At 36.2% G+C, this 16189-nt stretch carries 16 protein-coding genes; 11 read left to right on the top strand and 5 right to left on the bottom strand.

The genetic code is table 11. The features are described from left to right. Nucleotides 1–33: 33 nt before the first annotated feature. Genes ATHE_RS09170 through ATHE_RS09150 form a run of 5 tightly spaced genes read right to left on the bottom strand, consistent with a single transcriptional unit; the run spans nt 34 to nt 5555 of the window. A complete protein-coding gene (locus tag ATHE_RS09170) occupies nt 34–1281 on the bottom strand; it encodes a 6-phosphofructokinase (RefSeq protein ID WP_015908214.1) in 1248 nt (415 codons plus the stop codon). Nucleotides 1282–1338: 57 nt separating this feature from the next. Continuing rightward, entirely contained in the window at nt 1339–3096 is a 1758-nt protein-coding gene (locus ATHE_RS09165; RefSeq protein WP_015908213.1) for an Rqc2 family fibronectin-binding protein, read from the bottom strand. A 3-nt stretch (nt 3097–3099) separates the two neighbouring features. Next, the gene (locus ATHE_RS09160; protein ID WP_015908212.1) at nt 3100–4485 is read right to left on the bottom strand and encodes an O-antigen ligase family protein; all 1386 of its coding nucleotides are present in this window, start codon (nt 4483–4485) and stop codon (nt 3100–3102) included. A 28-nt stretch (nt 4486–4513) separates the two neighbouring features. Beyond that, nucleotides 4514–5023, bottom strand: a complete 510-nt coding sequence (locus ATHE_RS09155) for a hypothetical protein (protein ID WP_015908211.1) — start codon at nt 5021–5023, stop codon at nt 4514–4516. 13 nt (nt 5024–5036) lie between these two features. Next, nucleotides 5037–5555 (bottom strand): DUF4330 domain-containing protein, encoded by a 519-nt coding sequence (locus ATHE_RS09150; protein WP_015908210.1) that lies wholly within the window; start codon nt 5553–5555, stop codon nt 5037–5039. 167 nt (nt 5556–5722) lie between these two features. Between ATHE_RS09150 and ATHE_RS09145 the strand changes: the two genes are divergently transcribed. The 11 genes from ATHE_RS09145 (at nt 5723) to ispG (ending at nt 16182) form a co-directional block, all read left to right on the top strand. Further along, nucleotides 5723–6889 (top strand): glycosyltransferase, encoded by a 1167-nt coding sequence (locus ATHE_RS09145; RefSeq protein ID WP_015908209.1) that lies wholly within the window; start codon nt 5723–5725, stop codon nt 6887–6889. Continuing rightward, nucleotides 6882–8162: a nucleotide sugar dehydrogenase gene (locus tag ATHE_RS09140; protein WP_015908208.1), complete on the top strand. Its 1281-nt coding sequence runs from the start codon at nt 6882–6884 to the stop codon at nt 8160–8162. Before ATHE_RS09145 ends, ATHE_RS09140 begins: the two co-directional genes overlap by 8 nt. A 257-nt stretch (nt 8163–8419) precedes the next feature. Beyond that, complete coding sequence (gene rpsB, locus ATHE_RS09130) at nt 8420–9193, top strand: 30S ribosomal protein S2 (RefSeq protein WP_015908206.1); 774 nt, start codon at nt 8420–8422, stop codon at nt 9191–9193. 37 nt (nt 9194–9230) lie between these two features. Continuing rightward, nucleotides 9231–9845, top strand: coding sequence for a translation elongation factor Ts (tsf, locus tag ATHE_RS09125; RefSeq protein ID WP_015908205.1), 615 nt, complete (start codon nt 9231–9233; stop codon nt 9843–9845). Nucleotides 9846–9976: 131 nt separating this feature from the next. Continuing rightward, nucleotides 9977–10696 carry a UMP kinase gene (gene pyrH, locus ATHE_RS09120; RefSeq protein WP_015908204.1) on the top strand — a complete coding sequence of 240 codons (720 nt, stop codon included), beginning with the start codon at nt 9977–9979 and terminating at the stop codon, nt 10694–10696. A gap of 1 nt (nt 10697) precedes the next feature. Continuing rightward, complete coding sequence (frr, locus tag ATHE_RS09115) at nt 10698–11252, top strand: ribosome recycling factor (protein ID WP_013402856.1); 555 nt, start codon at nt 10698–10700, stop codon at nt 11250–11252. Nucleotides 11253–11345: 93 nt separating this feature from the next. Continuing rightward, nucleotides 11346–12092, top strand: a complete 747-nt coding sequence (locus tag ATHE_RS09110) for an isoprenyl transferase (RefSeq protein WP_015908203.1) — start codon at nt 11346–11348, stop codon at nt 12090–12092. 19 nt (nt 12093–12111) lie between these two features. Further along, on the top strand, nt 12112–12897 hold the full coding sequence (locus ATHE_RS09105) for a phosphatidate cytidylyltransferase (protein WP_015908202.1): 786 nt from the start codon (nt 12112–12114) through the stop codon (nt 12895–12897). A gap of 26 nt (nt 12898–12923) precedes the next feature. Further along, nucleotides 12924–14090: a 1-deoxy-D-xylulose-5-phosphate reductoisomerase gene (locus ATHE_RS09100; RefSeq protein WP_015908201.1), complete on the top strand. Its 1167-nt coding sequence runs from the start codon at nt 12924–12926 to the stop codon at nt 14088–14090. Then, nucleotides 14090–15139 carry a M50 family metallopeptidase gene (locus tag ATHE_RS09095; protein ID WP_015908200.1) on the top strand — a complete coding sequence of 350 codons (1050 nt, stop codon included), beginning with the start codon at nt 14090–14092 and terminating at the stop codon, nt 15137–15139. The genes ATHE_RS09100 and ATHE_RS09095 overlap by 1 nt, the downstream gene beginning before the upstream one ends. After that, nucleotides 15136–16182, top strand: coding sequence for a flavodoxin-dependent (E)-4-hydroxy-3-methylbut-2-enyl-diphosphate synthase (ispG, locus tag ATHE_RS09090; protein ID WP_015908199.1), 1047 nt, complete (start codon nt 15136–15138; stop codon nt 16180–16182). The genes ATHE_RS09095 and ispG overlap by 4 nt, the downstream gene beginning before the upstream one ends. The last annotated feature ends 7 nt before the right edge of the window (nt 16183–16189 follow it).

Here is a 16189-nt window from a genome sequence, read left to right as displayed (position 1 = left end):
CTTTTGGTTTAAAGCTCCCGCTTTTTTTGTGATTTATACAACCTTCTTTGGAACCATTATCTTTCTGAGCTTTGCATATCGAGGAAGGCCTTTTTCGTACTTGACTTCAACTTCACCTTCAATTAGTGGCTGGATATAATTTAAAGCGTCTTCTTTTACATAGTTGCCATCATGAGAAATCCACGCAAGTGGGACAAGCTTTTCAGCATTTGCAACCTTGTTCAGCTCAACAAGTTCTGTTGAACTTGAATAAGGATTGTCACTGTCGCGTTTTATTGCTACCATGTATCCACAAGCACCTTCAACCGCATACCTTACTGCCATGCGTCCAACCATGTATGCTTCCTCAACGTCAGTTTTGGACATGATGTGAGCAGCACTTCGCTGTAGCACGTTGAATTGAATTGATTTTACTCTCTTTTCCACTTCTTCGCGGATGATATTCTCTAAAACAAATGCTGCTCCGCCAAGCTGTACATGTCCAAACGCGTCTATTCCAAACTTGTGGCTCATATCAGCAATATATTTGCCTTCTTTGTCTTTAATACCTTCAGATACAACAATGGTAATCTTTCCAGTTTTCTTGTGAATATTTCTTACATCATCCAAAAACTTGTCAATTGAAAATGGAACTTCAGGAAGATATATTAAATCTGGTGCACCTATATCTTTGGATGCCAGAGCAGATGCTGCTGCAAGCCAACCAGCATTTCTTCCCATCACTTCAATTATAGTAACAATGTTTGTCGGATACACAATTGCATCTCTTGCAATTTCCATCACAGATGTTGCAATGTACTTTGCAGCACTTCCAAAACCCGGACAGTGGTCTGTCATCACAAGGTCGTTGTCAATTGTCTTTGGAATTCCGATTATGCAGATGTCATACCCAATCTTTTGCGCGTATCGTGTTAATTTGTCAGCTGTATCCATTGAGTCGTTTCCGCCTATATAGAAAAAGTAGCGAATGTTATGCGCCTCAAATACATTAAAAATCTTGATATAGTCTTTTTCGTCATGTTCAAAAGGCTTGAGCTGATACCTGCAAGAACCTAAGGCAGAGGATGGAGTTGTCTTTAAGAGTTTTAGCTCTTCAGGGTCTTCCATTCTGAGGTCATAAAGTTCTTCATCAATAAGTCCAATGATTCCATTTTTAGCACCATAAATAGCACGAATTGGGTGCTGTTTCATAGCTTCTTCAATAACACCCAAAAGCGATGCGTTGATGACAGCAGTTGGTCCCCCTGATTGCGCAACCACGCAGTTACCTTCTTTTGGCATTCAAAATCCCTCCCGTCCGTATTTTTAGTTTATCTAAATTGTTAAACATAGAAGCCATTACTCAACTTTGTTGAAGTTATCAATATTTTCAGGTGAATCAACAATGATAGTTTTAAAGTTGTCGTATATAACAAAACCTGGCTTGGATTTAGGTGGCTTTTTTACATACTTTACAAATGTATAGTCAACCGGCACTTTTGTTGAATGCTTGGCTTTGCTAAAGTAGCTTGCAAGAAGTGCAGCTTCAACCAAGGTTGTTTGCGGGACTTCTTTGTTGTTTGTTCGAATTATAACATGAGAGCCGGGAATCTTTTGGGTGTGAAGCCAGATGTCATGGCTTGAAGCAAATCTTATGGTGAGAAAATCGTTCTGCAGATTGTTTCTTCCCACATATATGTCAAATCCATCTGAGCTGATAAAGTGGTGAGGTTTTGATTTTTGATTTTCTTTTTTCTTTTGCTGACCTACGTTTTCTACCTGAGTTTTGATATAACCTTCTTTTTCTAACTCTTCTTCTATACTCAAAAGGTCTTCTATCTCTTGGCTTTTTTCAAGCAGTGCTTCTAAACTTTGCAGAAATTCAATTTCTTTTTCAATTTCAGCAATTTCATTTTTAGCATACTCTTCAGCTTTTTTGAGCTTATTGTAAAGCTTATAATACCTCTCGGCATTTTGTTTCAAATCTTTGTCTTTTTCAAGCGGAATCTTCATAGTAGATAAATCTTCACTGTAATAATCAATAACCTCAACAAAATCCTCATTTGTTTCTCTGAGCTGGTAAAGATTTGCTAAAATTAGGTCACCATATTTTCTGTACACCTCAGCATTTTTAGCCTCTTGTATTTTTTGAATGTTCTGATCATATTTTTGACTCAGCTTTTTTACATTTTGTTCTATAATCTTCTGAAGGTGTTGACGTTTTTCAATAAATACTGTATGTTGCTCTTTTTTAAAATAGTATTCGTCTATACACAAATTTAAATTTGAAAAATGTTTTTTGGGAAAAGAAGAAAAACATTTCAGGTCAATCACATAAAAATCAACTACATTTCCTTTTTCAGTATAGAGTGTTGGAAGTATCTCCCCTTTTTCGACTATACAATATAATAATTCTTTTAAAGAATCAAAAATCCTTTTAATTGTATCCTTATTTTCAAGACTTTTTTCAAAAACTTGTGCACGCAAGATAACTTCATTAGCAAATTGTTTGCTAATTCCTGAAAGATTGTCGGTCAGTATATTTTCTGGACTTTTATTTGAGGATTTAAAAAATGATATAAATTCATCAAACGAAACTTCAATAGGATTTTTCTTTGTCAAAACTGGCGGCAATGTATATTTGACTCCGGGTAAAATTGGTCTTGGTGAATCTTCGAATGACAATCTTCTTATAGCATCAATAATTTTATAGTTGGAATCTACCAAGAATATATTGCTGTGTCTCCCCATCATTTCAAATATAAGATACTTTACTTCTGTGTCACCAAGTTCACTTTTTGTTTCAAATTCTATTTGCAAAATTCTTTCTAAACCTTGCTGATAAATTCCGACAAGCCTTGCTCCGAGCAAATTCTTGCGCAAAATCATGCAAAAATTTGGAGCAACTTCTGGGTTTTTCTTTTGCCTTTCTGTGATGTATATCCTTGGCAAAGAGGGATTTGCGGAGATAATGAGTTTTTTTGTTTTTCCGAGCTTATAAACATAAAGATTGACTTCAAACTGATTTGGCTGATATATTCTTTCAACTTTACCATCTACAAGCTCCAAAATTAATTCTTTTTTAAGAGCACTTAGAACAACTCCGTCAAATGGCATCTTTTAGCTTCCCCCATTGTTGCAAATATTGCTTTGTTCAGAAAATTGGCTTTTATCTTCTGCTGATTTGAGAGCAAACAAAAATCCCAAAAACAGCCAGAAATATGTTGTCATCATTGGGACTTCAAAAATGTTTTCAACCACGTTATGCATCAAGACTGTTGCAAGACCAATGAGCACTCCGCTTGCTATATTCTTAAGTTCTTTTGAGCGCAGATGTTTTACAGTTCTTGCAGCAAGCAAAAGCCCTACTATAAACACCAAAATCATAATACCTACTCCAATGATTCCCATTTCGACAGCACTTTTAAGATAAAAATTATCTACGTAAAACGCATTGGCTATATTTCTCTTTGCAACCGCACCGCCAAATCTTCCAAATCCAACCCCAAAGAGAGGATGCTGTGTCAAAATATCGTATGCTTTTGTCCAGCGGGCAATTCTTCCTGCCCTTGCGCTGCTTTTGGCATACTCAGAGCTTAGCATATAAAGCACTCTCATTACAATTGAAGGTGCCAAAATAGGAACTGATGTAAAGATGGCAAAGAGAATACCCAAAACTTTTTTGTCTATGAAAAAACCAAAAAGAAGCATTGAAAACAAAAATGCAAGCCATGCTCCTCTTGAAAATGTAAACCCAAGGCAGGCAATCATTGAAATTAATACAACCGAATAATAAATTCTCTTTTTAATATTTTTCTCATAAAGGACGTAAGGAAGAACAAAAGGTATTGACATTGCCAAAAGACTTCCAAGGACATTTGGACTTCCTATAATTGAAAATACCCTTGTTCTTATATACGTTTCTCTACTGCTATCAATCCAACTTGAAGGTATTTCAACACCAATAATATACTGGTATATGCCGTAGATGGATATTATAAACATCATCAGGATAAATATTGTAATAATCCTTTCAAATTGCCTTGCGTCTTTTAAAAGCCACAGTCCTACGAAAAACCATAAAGCGTACTCTGCATATACTCTAAATCCTTCTAATGCTATTCTCATATCAGGCGAATTTTTAAACAGTAAAAACACACAGACAAGCAAAAAAATCAGAATATATACATCTAAAGGGGAAAATCTCAAACTTGATTGATTTTTTATAATTGACTTTAATAAGAACGCAAAGACAATTATCAAAAATAGCGCTTCATCCCATACAGAAGCAAAACTGCTTAAAATAGAAAGTTTTCTGAAAAGAAAATCCACAAAAGCATAAAGTACAACACCATATATCAACTTAGATGGGTCTTCTAACATTATCAGCACAAGCAAAAACAGACCAAGTACAAGTATACCTAACTTTACAGAAATTAAACTGCTTGCAATTCCCAGCACAAATATCAAAAAAGAGGTGATATATAAAGATTTCTTTTCAACCATCCTATTTCACCTTTCAACAATTCTATTTTCAAGCAAAAATGTCTTTAAAGAATCTGATAATTATACTTTCTTTTGAAAACTTTTTCTTTATATCTTGAAAGCTGAAAAAATTTAAAAGTAGCAAGATTGCCCATAAAGATAAACTATTTATTGAGAGTATACCTTTTACAATTTTTCCAGCTACAAAGCCAGTGTAGAAGATAAAAGCGTAAAGAATGCAGAAAAAAACAGGTTTTCCTTTCATAAATCTTATCTGTTCACGGACAACATAAACCAAAAAACTGTGTGACAACAGACTTTTTGAGAATAGCAGCCTCCGATGCATAATATTAATAATTTGGTTATAAAAGTTCAAAAGAACCCTTAAAATAAGGGATTGTTGTATGTAGTCTTCTTTTGGCTTTTTTCTAACAAGTTCAAAAACTGCTGAGTATCTTGAAAAATAAAATAGCTTGGAAACAAGCTCATATATTCTGCTCTCCTTCAAATATCTTGCTAATAACATAGCTAATTTATAGAAATAACTTTCTTTAATCATGTTTCCACCAGCCTTATTCTTTCACAATTTTCACTCCAGTAACAACTCCAACAAGTTCTGTAGTTCTTGTCTTTACATAAAATGTCTTTCCAACTCTGACTGTTTGCTTGTCAAGCTTTATTGTTGCCCCTTGCAAAGTTACATAGCCATAGATAGTAAGATAGACATCTTTCTTGTATGGGTGGGTTGCGACAACAATTTTGCCGTCTGATGATGTTCTTTCATATATTCCATCTTTTATTTGAATGTCTTGAATGTATGATTTTGTCAAAGTGTCGCCAGTTACCAAATAATCGTTTTTGTGAAGAGACTGAGCCATAACAGGGTCAGCAAGAGGAATTTTTACATTGATGATTGCTTCACCCGGCTTGATTTCCACAAACTCATTTTCTGCTGCATTGTCGGATGATTTTGCATGTGATGAAATTTTGGCAAACCCTACCCATGCAATTGCAACAATCAGCACTATCAAAATGAGGTCAACAATATTAATGATGCCAAATAGTCTTCCCTTTTGGTCCACTATTTTCATATTTGTTTCTCCCTCCACCACAATAGTTTATCAAGACCATAGTATTACAAATTATTTAGCTTGGTCAAGAGATTTTAGAATTTTTTGTTGACTGGACTGCCAGAAATATTGTATCTTAAGATTTGTAAAAAGAGTTTCAAAAAAATTACTAAGGGACTGGGATAAAGATGATAGATATAATTTGTTTTTCAACAACACCATGGGATCCTATACCAACACGTAAACAACAGATAATGAAAAGAATGCCACAAAACTGTAGAATATTTTATTTAGACCCACCTGTGACCTTGATAGGTCCATTAAAAGACCCTAGTTTGAGACCTTACCTAACAAGATTTAGAAAGTCTCCAAAAAGAATAAAGGAGAACCTTTTTGTATTTGCTCTGCCACCAATTATTCCCTTTTATAACAAGAAAAGGTCCATCAATAAGTTCAATCAAAAAATGATAGCAAATTTTGTAAAAGAAGTTATCTATCAAAACTTTGATTTAAAGTCACCTATAATATGGACCTACATGCCAAACACTGTTGATCTTCTTGAACATCTTTCTTACAGTTTTTTAGTTTACGACTGTATAGACAAACATTCAGAGTTTCAAGGGTTTATTGACAAGGCTTTGGTTGAAAGCATGGAAGATGAGCTTGCTCAAAAGAGTAATGTAGTTTTTACAACAACCCATGGATTATATAATAAGCTCAAGTTATTAAATCCTCACACATATCTTGTGCCAAACGGTGCTGAGTTTGAACACTTTAATAAAGCTTCAAATAAACTGCCTGTACCCGATAAGATGAATAATATACCCCGTCCTATCTTTGGCTTTGTGGGTGTTATCCACACATGGATAGACACTCAGCTTATAGAATATTTAGCAAAAGAAAAAAGAGAGTGGTCTTTTGTTTTGATAGGACCTGTGGGTGCTGGTGTAAGCGTGGATAATTTAAAGAAGCTGAGCAATATTTATTTGCTTGGAAGGATTGATAACAAGGATTTGCCGCAGTATGTATCTCAATTTGATGTTTGCTTAAACTTATTCAGAACAAACAAGCTCTCAGAGAATGTAAGCCCGCTAAAATTTTATGAATATTTGGCAACAGGAAAACCAATTGTTTCAACTTCAATGCCCCAAGTAGAACAATTTTCCGATGTTGTGTATATTGGCAAAAACTATGAAGATATGCTTGTAAAATGCATTCAAGCTCTGCAGGAGGCACAAAATCCTAATATTGAAAAGATAGAAAAAAGAATAGAGTATGCAAAGCAAACCTCATGGGATAGCAGAGTAACTCAAATTATTGATATACTAAAGAGGGAAGGGATAAACATTGAATAGCGTATGTGTAATTGGCCTTGGATATGTTGGTCTTCCCCTTGCTCTTTCGTTTGCAATGAAAGGTTTCAAAGTCTTTGGTGTTGATAGCAATGAAAAATTGATTGAGGAGCTTAAAAAGGGAGAGACTCACCATTTAGAAAGTTACAATGGAAAGACTATACAGGAGATTTTAAAGGAGCAGCTTGAAAATGGAAAATTTATTCCCATGGTAAATTACAAGCTGGCACTTGAAAATGTAGATGATGTAATAGTCACGGTTCCAATACCTGTTTACGGTGGAAAACCTTACTTTGATTATCTCGTTTCGTGTGCAAAAGAGATAAGCAAAAACTTGAGAAAAAATCAGCTGATACTTTTGCGTTCAACCGTTGTTCCAGGTACAACAAGAAATATATTTTTACCAATATTAGAAGAGAGTGGTTTGAAATGTGGAGAAGACTTTTATTTAGCCTATGCTTCAGAGAGAATTGCAGAGGGGAAGGCTTTTGAAGAATTTGAAAATATGCCTACTGCTTTGGCGGGATTTTGTGAAAATAGCGTAAAAAGAGCTGTTGATTTGATTAAGGTGATTTGCAAGGAAGAGATAATTGTTGCATCTTCGTTTGAAGTTGTTGAGACAGCAAAGGTGATTGAGAATCTGCAAAGAGATATAAATATTGCGATGGTAAACGAGTTTGAGAGATTTACAAAGGCAATGAATCTTGATATATTTGAGGTGATAAAGGTTGCAAACACTCACAAAAGAGTAAATCTCTTGTATCCCGGGCCTGGGGTTGGAGGATTTTGCATCCCTAATGCATTTTATTATTTAAATGCAAAGGCACAGGAGCTGGGTATTGAGCTTAAACTTTCTAAAACCGCAAGAATGTTCAATGAAGGCATTCCTAATTATATTTCCGACCTTGTTATGAAAACTATTGAAAAATATAATTGTGATAAAAAGATTGCAGTACTTGGCATTGCGATGAAAGATTATTCTTCTGATGACAGGCTCAGCCCTGCCATTGAAATAATTAAGAATTTAAAAGTTCGAGGTGTTGAGGTTAAAGCGTTTGACCCTGCGGTAAAAACCAAATATGATTTTAAAGTTGAGAGTTTGCAAGAGGCTTTGAAAGATGTACAGCTTGTTTTGATTTTGGCAAAGCAGCACGGGATAGAATTTGAAAAAATTTTTGAGTATATATCTCCTTCTAAGGCAATTATTATTGACACCCGAAATGTGTTTTCTTACAATGATGCAAAAGAAAAAGGATTTGTGTTGGAAAAGATATAAAGAAAAAGAGGTCATGGCACCTTGCCACGACCTCTTTTTTTGGATATAGACCTTCAAAATAAAATTTGGGGGTTTTGCAGATATGATTATATAAAAATTTTTGTAAAAAAACAATATTGTCTTGTTATTAATATTAACCTGTGCTATAATATTCTCGGCTTTGTAAAAAAGCAGAGTCGGAAATCTTCGGTGGAAGGCATAAAAGGCCTTCTTATTATCCGGCTCGAAGAAAAACCGAATTGAGGGAGGTAAGACAAATGCCAGTTTTAACAATGAAACAGCTTCTTGAAGCAGGTGTGCATTTCGGTCATCAGACACGCAGATGGAATCCCAAGATGGCTGAATACATCTTTACTGAAAGAAATGGAATTTATATCATTGACCTTCAGAAGACAGTAAAGAAAATGGACGAGGCTTATGAGTTTGTAAAGTCTCAGGTAGCAGAAGGTAAGATTGTACTCTTTGTTGGGACAAAGAAACAAGCTCAAGAGACAATCAAAGAAGAAGCTGAAAGATGTGGAATGTTTTACATCAATCAGCGATGGCTTGGAGGACTTTTGACAAACTTCAGAACAATCAAAACAAGAATTGAGAGGTTAAAAGAGCTACAGCGAATGGAAGAAGACGGAACATTCGAAGTTCTGCCAAAGAAAGAAGTAAATCTCTTGAGAAAAGAAAAAGAAAGACTTTTGAAATATCTTGGTGGAATTCAAAATATGCCACGCATTCCTGATATCCTGTATATTGTTGACCCAAGAAAAGAAAGAAATGCTGTGCTTGAGGCAAGAAAACTTGGGATTCCAATAGTTGCGATTGTCGATACAAACTGTGACCCTGACGAGATTGACTACGTAATTCCTGGAAATGATGATGCAATCCGTGCTGTAAAGCTCATCACATCCAAGATTGCAGATGCTGTGATTGAAGGAAGAGAAGGTGAGCAGTTTACACCTGCTACAACTTCGTCTCAAGAAGTTGACAAAGCGTCTGAACAGGTGGAAATAGCAGCTGATGATATAGATGAAGAATAATATGTATTTTATCAAACAATTGTAGGAGGGATTTTTCATGATTACTGCTGAGATGGTAAAAGAGCTCAGAGAAAAAACTGGTGCTGGTATGATGGACTGTAAAAAAGCTTTAGAAGATGCAGGCGGCGATATGGACAAGGCAATAGAACTTTTGAGAGAAAGAGGTCTTGCAAAGGCTGCAAAGAAGGCTTCACGTGTTGCGGCAGAAGGGATTGTTGAAAGCTATATCCATGGAAATGGCAGAATTGGTGTTTTGGTTGAGATAAATTGCGAGACAGACTTTGTTGCAAGAAATGAAGAATTTAGACAATTTGCAAAGGATATTGCTATGCAGATTGCAGCAGCAAATCCAAAATATGTTTCAAGAGAAGAGGTACCTCTTGATGTAATTGAAAAAGAAAAGACAATTTTAAGACAGCAGGCTTTGAATGAAGGAAAGCCGGAAAATGTTGTTGACAGGATTGTTGAGGGTAGGCTTGAGAAGTTCTTTGAAGAGGTTTGCTTACTTGAGCAACCTTGGATTAAAAACCCTGATATGAAGATAAAAGACTTGCTCACAGAAAAAATTGCAAAAATTGGTGAAAATATTGTTATAAGAAGATTTGCAAGATTTGAAAGAGGAGAAGGAATTGAAAAGGCTGCTTCATGTTAAAATTTTAAATATGGCAGAGGAAGGGAACACTATTTTATTGAAAAGTGGTGTTCCCTTTTTTTGAGCAAAAACTCTTGATATAAGTGTATCTTTGTTTGTAAAATATTATCGTAAAGAAGGAGAAGATAAAAATGGTTAAGCCAAAATACAAAAGGGTAATATTAAAATTAAGTGGTGAAGCTTTGGGCGGTGAAAAGGGCTTTGGAATTGACTGGCAGGTTGTTGAAACCATCTGTGAAGAGATTGAAAAGGTAAGGGAGCTTGGAGTGGAAGTTGCTATTGTGGTCGGTGGTGGCAACTTCTTCAGAGGAAGAAGTGCTGAACACATAGACAGAGCAACAGCCGACTATATGGGAATGCTTGCAACTGTTATTAATTCACTTGCACTTCAGAGCATTCTTGAAAAAAGAGGCATTCCGACAAGAGTCCAGAGCGCAATCGAGATGAGACAGATTGCAGAGCCGTACATCCGACGCCGAGCAATTCGCCACTTGGAAAAGGGCAGGGTTGTGATTTTTGCATGTGGCACAGGCAATCCTTTCTTCTCAACAGACACTGCAGCAGCTTTGCGTGCTGCTGAGATTGATGCAGAGGCAATCCTTCTTGCAAAAAAAGTAGACGGTGTCTATGACAGTGACCCGAGGAAAAATCCAAATGCTAAAAAGTATGACTTTATAACTTACTTAGATGTCATCAATCAGCGACTTGAGGTTATGGACTCAACAGCAACATCTATGTGCATGGACAATGAAATTCCTATTTTGGTGTTTGAACTTGCAAAAGGAAATATTCTTAAAGCTGTTATGGGCGAGAACATAGGAACAATTGTAAATGTAAAGGAGGCAAAGTAAAATGGCAGAACCTATTCAGGTTGCAGAGGAGAAGATGAAAAAGGCAATTGAGACTTTGAAAGAGGAATTTGCCACAATCAGAGCAGGAAGAGCAAATCCTCATATTCTGGACAAGGTGATGGTGGACTATTATGGTGTTCCAACTCCCATTCCTCAGGTTGCAAGCATAACCGTTCCCGAAGCGAGAATGATTGTTATCCAGCCATGGGAAGCAAGAATGCTCAAAGAAATTGAAAAAGCTATTCAAAAATCTGACCTTGGAGTAAATCCAACAAATGACGGAAAGGTTATAAGACTTATTTTCCCTGAACTCACAGAAGAAAGAAGAAAAGAGCTTGTAAAACAGGTCAAAAAGATGGCTGAAGATGCAAAGGTGGCAATTAGAAACATAAGAAGAGAGGCACTTGATGAATACAAAAAAATGAAAAAGAACAATGAGATTACAGAAGATGACCTTAAAGATGCCGAAGAAGATGTCCAGAAGCTTCACGACAAATACATAGAGCAGATTGAGAAACTTTTGAGTGCAAAGGAAAAAGAGATTATGGAGGTATAGACTTTTAGTTACAACAGTGGGAAATTTCAAGGGTTTGGCGGGGGCAGCAACCCCGTTATTTTTTTAATCAATAAAAAGGGAGTATGGAGTCAAATGTTAGAATTTTTGAAAAGGGAAAAAATAAAAATAGAAAAAGAAAAGATGCCACAGCACATTGCAATCATTATGGATGGAAATGGTAGATGGGCAAAAAAAAGAGGTCTTCCACGTTCGGCGGGGCACAGGTTTGGTGCGCAGAAACTAAAAGAGATAGTCCTTTTTGCTGATGAGATAGGGCTAAAATATCTTACAGTTTACGCTTTTTCGACAGAAAACTGGAAAAGGCCTAAAGAGGAAGTTGAAAATCTTATGAATCTTTTGAGAGAATTCTTTGATACAGAGATAGAAAACCTCATACACAAGACCCAGATAAGAATCAGGGTTATAGGGGATATTTCAAAGCTTGATAAAGATATTCAAGAGAGAATTGTAAGTGCTGAAGAAAGAACCAAAGACAAACGTGGACTTTGTGTTGTTATAGCTTTGAATTATGGTGCAAGACAGGAGATAATAAATGCGGTAAAAAATTTGGCTTTGGACATAAAGAGTGGTAAAATTGATATCGAAGATGTTGATGAGGACCTCTTTAAAAAATACCTTTACACAAATGAGATCCCTGACCCTGACCTTTTGATAAGACCTAGTGGAGAGATGAGGGTTTCAAACTTTCTTTTGTGGCAGATATCATATACAGAATTTTGGTTTTCAAATGTCCTGTGGCCAGACTTCAAAAAGGAGCACCTTTTAAAAGCTATCGAAGACTATCAAAAGAGAGAAAGAAGATTTGGCGGTGTTAAATAGCCTTTTTGGAGGAAATAGAATGAAACAGAGGATAATCACTGCTATCTGGGGAATAGCGTTGGTTGCTGCAGCAAACTTTTTTGGTGGTATTTGGCTGAAGATTTTTGGTGCTCTTGTTGCAGCAGTTGCTTTGTATGAATTTTTCAATTTGTTTAAGATAGAAAGATATATGCTGTATTTGAGCATAGCATTGAGCTGCATTGTTGTTTTCAGCGATGTTAATATTGGTAACAAAATGTTCGTTTTATTTATGCTTCTTTTTCTACTTGCCCTCATAGAAAGCTTTAAAAACAGGATAGCTTCACAAAGCATAATTTATGTGGCATTCTCTTTTATTTATATAGTCTTTCCCATTTTGTTTTTAGTGCTTTTGGGCGAATTTAGAAATGGGAAAAAGCTAATATGGCTTCCTTATCTTGTATGCTGGCTTTCAGATACTTTTGCGTATTTTGCTGGTCTCGCACTTGGCAAAAGGAGAATATGGAGTAATATAAGTCCTAAGAAAAGTTTAGAAGGCTTTTTTGGAGCAATGGTTGGAGGTGTGCTTGCTGTTTGGTTTTATCAGTTTGGATTTTCAGGCAAAAATTTTGATTTATCAACTATGGTTATAAGTACAGCAGAAGGTATGATGCTATCTGTAGTTGCACACACAGGTGATTTGTTTGCTTCAATGCTAAAAAGACAGCAGCAGAAAAAGGATTTTGGCTCTATTTTACCAGGACACGGCGGTGTGCTTGACAGGTTCGACAGCTTAATCATGGTCACACCAATAATCTATTTTCTTGCAAAATTTGGATTATTTTAATAATTGCTTTTAAGGGAGCGAAGTATATGACAAAGAGCATTTGCATCCTTGGGTCAACTGGGTCTATAGGTGTTCAGACAATAGATGTTGCAAAAAAGCTTGGGATTAAAGTTGTGGGACTTTCAGCGCACAAAAATGTGGATCTTTTAATTAAGCAAGCAAGAGAGCTTAACCCTGACATTTTATGTATTGTAGATGAAAAGTACTACACTGTATTAAAAGAAAATTTTCCTGATAAGATAGTTGTAACAGGTCATGAAGGGCTAATTAGCATTGCAACATATCCAGCAGCAGATTTGATTGTAAATGCACTTATTGGTATATCTGGTTTGGTGCCGACAGTTGAGGCTATTTTGGCAGGTAAAAGAGTTGCTCTTGCCAACAAAGAGACGCTTGTGACAGGTGGAAAGATTATAAAAAGGATTCTTTCCCAAAAACAAGCAAAAGATTCTATCCCTGTTCTTATTCCTGTTGACTCAGAACACAGTGCTATTTTCCAGTGCCTTGTAGGTGAAGACAAAAAAAATATAAAAAAGATAATTCTCACAGCATCAGGAGGACCTTTTAGGGGCAAAAAACTCAAAGACTTACAAAGCGTCAATGTAGAAGATGTGCTGAAGCATCCTACGTGGAACATGGGTAGGAAAATCACGGTTGACTCAGCCACCCTGATAAACAAAGGCTTTGAAGTGATAGAAGCCATGTTTTTCTTTGATAAAAAATGTGATGATATTGATGTTGTTATACATCCTCAAAGTATTATTCATTCAATGGTTGAATTTATTGATGGATCAGTAAAAGCACAGCTATCTTATCCTGATATGCGTCTTCCGATTGAATATGCGCTTACTTTTCCCGAAAGAGGCAAAGCAGTAGCTGCGCCACTTGACCTTGCAAGAGTAAAAAACCTTACATTTGAAGAGCCTGATTTTGATACATTCTTTTTGCTCAAAATTGCATATGAGTGTGCAAAAAAAGGAGAAAGTTACCCGATTGTGCTCAATGCTGCCAATGAAGAGGCTGTAAAATATTTCTTGGAAGGGAAAATTGGCTTTGTTGATATTATGAAGTATGTAGCTAAAAATATTGAAAGTCACAGGGGGCAAAAAGTGGAATCCATTCAGGACGTTTTGGAAATTGATGCAGAGGCAAGGCAGAAGTTTAAAAATCTTGTGGAAGGTGAGAAAAACTAATGAATCTTATACTGGCTTTAATTGTGCTGACAATAGTGATACTTGTTCATGAATTTGGACATTTTATTATATGTAAACTTTCAGGTGTACTTGTTGAAGAATTTGCCATTGGTTTTGGTCCCAAACTCTTTAGCATCAAAGGCAAAGAGACAGAATATTCTGTGAGGACATTTTTGATAGGAGGGTATGTAAAGCCTCTTGGTGAAGACCAGGATGTTGACCACCCACGAGCACTCAATAACGCAAAGGTTCACAAAAGGATTTTGATGGTTTTGATGGGACCTGTTATGAACTTTGTTCTTGCCATAATAATCATGATAGGGATTGGTTATTTTATTGGTTTTGGAACAAACACAATTGGTAGGGTGGAGCCAAACATGCCTGCATATGAGGCTGGGATTAGAAGTGGTGACAGGATTGTTGCGCTTGACAAAAATAGAGTTTATGTCTGGGACCAGGTAAACTTTTATTTGGCTGTTCACAATATGCTCTACAAAGACAGAGAAGTAAAGATAAAAGTTTTAAGAGATGGCAAACAATATACTTTCAGGGTAAAGCCTAAGTATGACCCGAATACAAAAACAAAGCGAATAGGCGTTTTGTCAAAGATATCACGAAAAAATTTATTTGATAGCATCTATTATGGAATATTTGGGACATATGCTGAGATAAAAGAGACTATATACAGTGTTGTGCTGATGATAACAGGAAAAGTTTCTGGTTCTGAGATTATGGGACCTGTTGGTATGGTGAAAACAATTGGAGAGGCTGCGAATGCCGGATTTAAACAGAGCGTGCTCAGAGGTCTTTTGAATATTCTGTGGCTTATGCAGCTGATTTCAGTGAACTTGGGTGTTATAAATCTCATCCCATTTCCTGCTTTAGATGGCAGCAGGCTTGTGTTTTATTTGTACGAAGCTGTGGCAAGAAAACCTTTTAATAGAGAAAAAGAAGCACTGATTCACACAATTGGTTTTGTACTTCTTCTGTTTTTGCTGGTGATAGTTACCTTCAATGACATAAAAAACATAATAATGCCTGGAAGGTGAAATTATTGACAAAAAAGGTTAGAATAGGCAATCTTTATATTGGTGGCGGTGAGCCAATTAGAATTCAGTCAATGACAAATACAAAGACAAAGGATGTTGAGGCTACAGTTGAGCAGATACTGAGCCTTGAGAGTTTGGGATGCGACATCATAAGAGTTGCTGTCCCTGATTTAGATAGTGCTAAGGCCATAAGTAAAATAAAGTCAAGAATCCACATTCCACTTGTTGCTGACATTCATTTTGACTATAAGCTCGCGCTTGAAGCTATATACAATGGCGCTGATAAGATTAGAATAAATCCTGGGAACATTGGAAATGAAAGAAAAGTCCAAGAAATAGCTAAAGAGGCCAAAAGATATGGGATTGCCGTCAGAGTTGGTGCAAATTCAGGTTCGCTCCCAAAGGATATTTTGCAAAAATACAAATCTCCTGTACCAGAGGCTATTGTGGAGGCTGCAATTTATCAGGTAAAACTTCTTGAAAAGTTTGACTTTGACAATATTGTTGTGTCTGTCAAATCTTCAGATGTTTTAACTACAATTAAGAGCTATGAAATACTATCCCAAAACCTAAACTATCCTCTTCATGTTGGTCTTACCGAAGCAGGAACTTTTGTTGCAGGAACTGTTAAGTCAAGTATTGCAATTGGCTATCTTCTTTTGAGGGGAATTGGTGATACAATAAGAGTTTCTCTTACAGATAGTCCAGAGAAAGAGGTTATTGTGGCAAAAGAGATTTTAAAAAGTTTAAATCTCAGAAAAGGTGTGAAGATAGTATCATGTCCCACCTGTGCAAGATGTAATGTTGACCTTTTAAAGATTGCAGATGAGGTTGAAAAGAGAATACAAAATTTGGACTTGGACATTACAGTCGCAATAATGGGCTGTGCAGTAAACGGCCCTGGTGAGGCAAAAGAAGCTGATGTAGGTGTGGCATGTGGCGTTGGTGAAGGACTTCTGTTTAAGAAAGGCAAGATTATAAGGAAAGTGAAAGAGAATGAGATTGTAGATGAGCTTGTAAAGGAAATCTATTCTCTTTCTTAATTTTTCG

Source organism: Caldicellulosiruptor bescii DSM 6725 (assembly GCF_000022325.1).
GTDB lineage: Bacteria > Bacillota > Thermoanaerobacteria > Caldicellulosiruptorales > Caldicellulosiruptoraceae > Caldicellulosiruptor > Caldicellulosiruptor bescii.
The sequence above is the reverse complement of the archived record's forward strand: the minus strand, read 5'-3'. Positions and strand labels throughout refer to the sequence as shown.